The following is a 3,024-nucleotide window of genomic DNA, read 5'->3' on the forward strand; positions in this document are numbered from 1 at the left end:
CAGCCTGATCAACCCACCGCACGAGTGGATGCTGAACTGGTTTGTCGAGGGCATACAGAAGCTTGTGGCCCACGCTAAGGGAACCGGCGTTGAGATACTTCTGGAGAACGTGCCTTTCACCTACCTGCCCACTGCGCAAGACATGCGAGACACTGCAGCGCTGATCGGACCCGAGGTCGGCATCAACTTCGACATCTGCAACAGCGCCTTCATCCAGGAAGACCCCGCCGACGCAATTCGCATGCTTGGCGATCTCGTAAAGAATGTGCATATCTCGGATTCTGGTCCCGACGAATTCAAGCATGAGCGTCTGGGCAGCGGCATCGTCGATCCTGCGCCTACGGCAAAGGCCTTGAATGACATAGGTTATCAGGGTGTGACCGTCCTTGAGATAATAACCGACGCTCTGCAACCTGGCGCTGATCCCGATGGGGACATCCTTGCCAGCCATGACATCCTTGCCGAGAACGGCTGGGCGTCACGCTAGACAAGACCTGCCTCAACCGGGAAAACTGATCCTGTCATGCCGGCGGAGGCATCCGACGCAAGGAAATGCGCAACGTTGGCGACGTCCTGCTCGGTTGCCATACGACCGAGTGCGGTTTCAGCAGACAGCGCCGAAAGCGCTTCCTCGGGACTTTGACCGCCACCAGCGTGACGCGCAGAAACTCGCCCCAACAATGCCTTGGTCGCGATAGCGCCGGGGGCAAGTGCATTGACGCGCGTTCCGTCGCGCCCAAGATCAAGTGCGGCCGCGCGCATCACTCCAATCACGGCATGCTTCGAGGCCGTGTAGAGAACCTGATCAGGGTGCGCGCGATACCCGTTGATAGAGGCCATCGCGACGACCGAGGCATGATCCGAGCGCGCCAGCGCTTCGGCAAATGCGCCAATTGTTGCCGCAACGCCCCAAACGTTGACTGCCATGACACGGCTCCATTCGTCTCCGTCCAGCGCGCGCATCCGTTTCCATGGCGGAACGACGCCAGCATTTGCCACTACAATATCTACTGTTCCCAACTTTGCAGCCAGCACTGCAAGCTTGTCCTTGGCGTCGGGCTTGGCGAGGTCGCACGGGAACCTTGAATGCCCGGCGTGAACCAGATCAAGCGCCCCGCTAAGATCGACAACCGTGACGGAGGCGCCAGACGCGGCGAGCCGCGCGGCAATTGCGCTCCCGAGACCCGAGGCACCGCCCGTTACCACGGCATTTCGTCCGATAAGGTCTTGCGAAATAGTCATGTTGCGTGATCCTTTCTGCGTGGCTACACATTATCAAAGCATGCGTACTTTTGTTCGCTCTGCGAACTGATGCAAGAGAAAGGTTCCGAACTGACCGTCGCGCTTAACACTCACGTCGTCATCCTCGGCGCAGGCTTCATTGGTCTGTCCTTTTCCGCCGCGTTCGCAGACGCAGGTTGGCGTGTAACGCTTGCAGATCCTGACAGCCAAAGACGGGCCGCTGCGGAGGCCGGGATCGGGGTCCAGCGCCAGGCGATCCAATTGGCAGGGCTTGGTCAGCAGAAAGATGGCGATATCATCGTGGTGGGATCGCCCGACAGCGCACTTGGAACGGCAGACCTGGTCCTTGAGTGTGGGCCTGAAGTCCTCGAGATTAAGCAAGCCATCTTCGTCGATCTCTTCGCAAAGACTGGTGAGAACACGATTTTGACCACTGCATCTTCTGCGATACCTATGTCGCGGATCGTTCCGGAAGTCCGGGACCAGACCCGGTGTCTGGTAGCACATCCAATGAACCCACCAGCCGTCCTGCGCATCATTGAGTTGTGCCCTGCCCCTGGCACTGCGCCTGGGTCTATGGAGCGGGCCGCCGCCATGTTCAGCGGCGCCGGGTTCGCGACAGCATTGCTCGGGCACGAAATCGAAGGGTTCATCCTTAACCGCCTTCAGGGCGCCGTCCTGCGCGAGGCCTATCGTCTGGTCAACGAAGGCGTGGCGGAGCCAAACGACATCGATAAGGCGATGCGTCTTGGACTTGGCCCTCGCTGGGCCTTGGCGGGACCGTTTGAAACTGCCGAACTGAATACTCCTGGCGGGATAACGGCGCACGCCGAACGCATGGGCCCGGCGTACAGGCGCATGGGCGAAGCGCGTGGCGAGACGGTCGACTGGAGTGACCCGCTGATCTCTCGCGTGTCAGACGCGCGCGAGGTCGCGCGCTCTGGCGCAACGATTGCAGACCGCGCCCGATGGCGGTCCCGCGCTGTCGCGCGGCTGGTCGCTTTGCGGGACGAGCTTTTGGGCAATGCAAATGCCTGACCCGTCGTTCACCTTTGATGGAACGCCCATCCCCATAAAGCCGGGCGCATCCGTGGCCGCCGCCCTGACTGACCAGGGGCACCGAGCCTTTCGCCAAAGCGCAAACGGCAATGCACGCGGAATTTTCTGCGGAATGGGTGTCTGTCAGGACTGCCTAGTAACGATTGATGGCGTTCCAAACAGACGCGCCTGTATGTCTGCCGCCCGCGACGGCGCAAAGGTCGAAACCCAGGTCGCCTTCCCGTCCCTGAAAGGCGCGGTCGTTGCTCCACCACCCGAAGCCGCTCGCATACTGGAACCGGACGTGGCCATCATTGGCGGTGGCGCGGGCGGACTCGCGGCCGCCATCGCGGCCCGGCGCGCTGGTGCATCGGTCGTCGTATTGGACGAGCGCAAAGTGCCCGGCGGACAGTATTACAAGCAGTCAACCGGACTGCCGCCGATTGACAGGCAGCAACAAGAGGGGGCCGAGTTGTTTCGCGAAGCGCTGGACAGCGGCGCCGAGATCATTGGCTCTGTAGAAGTCTGGGGGGCGTTCGACGGACCACTATTTATAGCTGACCTTGAAGGGCGCGCGCTTGTGGTTCGCCCGCGCACTGCCATCATTGCGACCGGTGCCTACGAGAGGCCGACTGTGGCGCCGGGCTGGACGCTGCCGGGCGTCATGACTACGGGGGCCGCACAGACACTTTGGCGCAGCTATCGCACCCTGCCAGGCCGACGTATCGCGGTTTGCGGGTCTGG

4 protein-coding genes are annotated in these 3,024 nt (G+C 61.5%); 3 read left to right on the top strand and 1 reads right to left on the bottom strand.

Features of this window, described 5'->3' with window-relative positions; translation table 11 throughout:
- Nucleotides 1-487 (top strand): sugar phosphate isomerase/epimerase family protein (locus Q1B15_RS00975; RefSeq protein WP_299748802.1); only part of this gene is annotated, 487 nt, incomplete at its 5' end.
- On the opposite strand, the gene Q1B15_RS00980 is transcribed toward Q1B15_RS00975, so the two are convergent.
- Nucleotides 484-1,242, bottom strand: coding sequence for an SDR family oxidoreductase (locus Q1B15_RS00980; RefSeq protein WP_299748804.1), 759 nt, complete (start codon nt 1,240-1,242; stop codon nt 484-486). The genes Q1B15_RS00975 and Q1B15_RS00980 overlap by 4 nt on opposite strands.
- A gap of 69 nt (nt 1,243-1,311) precedes the next feature.
- Here Q1B15_RS00980 and Q1B15_RS00985 point away from each other — a divergent pair, with 69 nt between their 5' ends.
- Together Q1B15_RS00985 and Q1B15_RS00990 are read left to right on the top strand one after the other, a co-directional pair.
- On the top strand, nt 1,312-2,280 hold the full coding sequence (locus Q1B15_RS00985; protein ID WP_299748805.1) for a 3-hydroxyacyl-CoA dehydrogenase NAD-binding domain-containing protein: 969 nt from the start codon (nt 1,312-1,314) through the stop codon (nt 2,278-2,280).
- On the top strand, nt 2,273-3,024 hold a 752-nt coding region (locus tag Q1B15_RS00990), incomplete at its 3' end, for a (2Fe-2S)-binding protein (protein WP_299748807.1). The genes Q1B15_RS00985 and Q1B15_RS00990, both read left to right, overlap by 8 nt.

The organism is uncultured Boseongicola sp. (assembly GCF_937988555.1).
GTDB lineage: Bacteria > Pseudomonadota > Alphaproteobacteria > Rhodobacterales > Rhodobacteraceae > Boseongicola.

Excerpts from the sequence above, each read along its gene's own strand:
- Q1B15_RS00980 (WP_299748804.1), bottom strand. The coding sequence starts at position 1,242 with ATGACTATTTCGCAAGACCTTATCGGACGAAATGCCGTGGTAACGGGC.
- Q1B15_RS00985 (WP_299748805.1), top strand. The coding sequence starts at position 1,312 with ATGCAAGAGAAAGGTTCCGAACTGACCGTCGCGCTTAACACTCACGTC.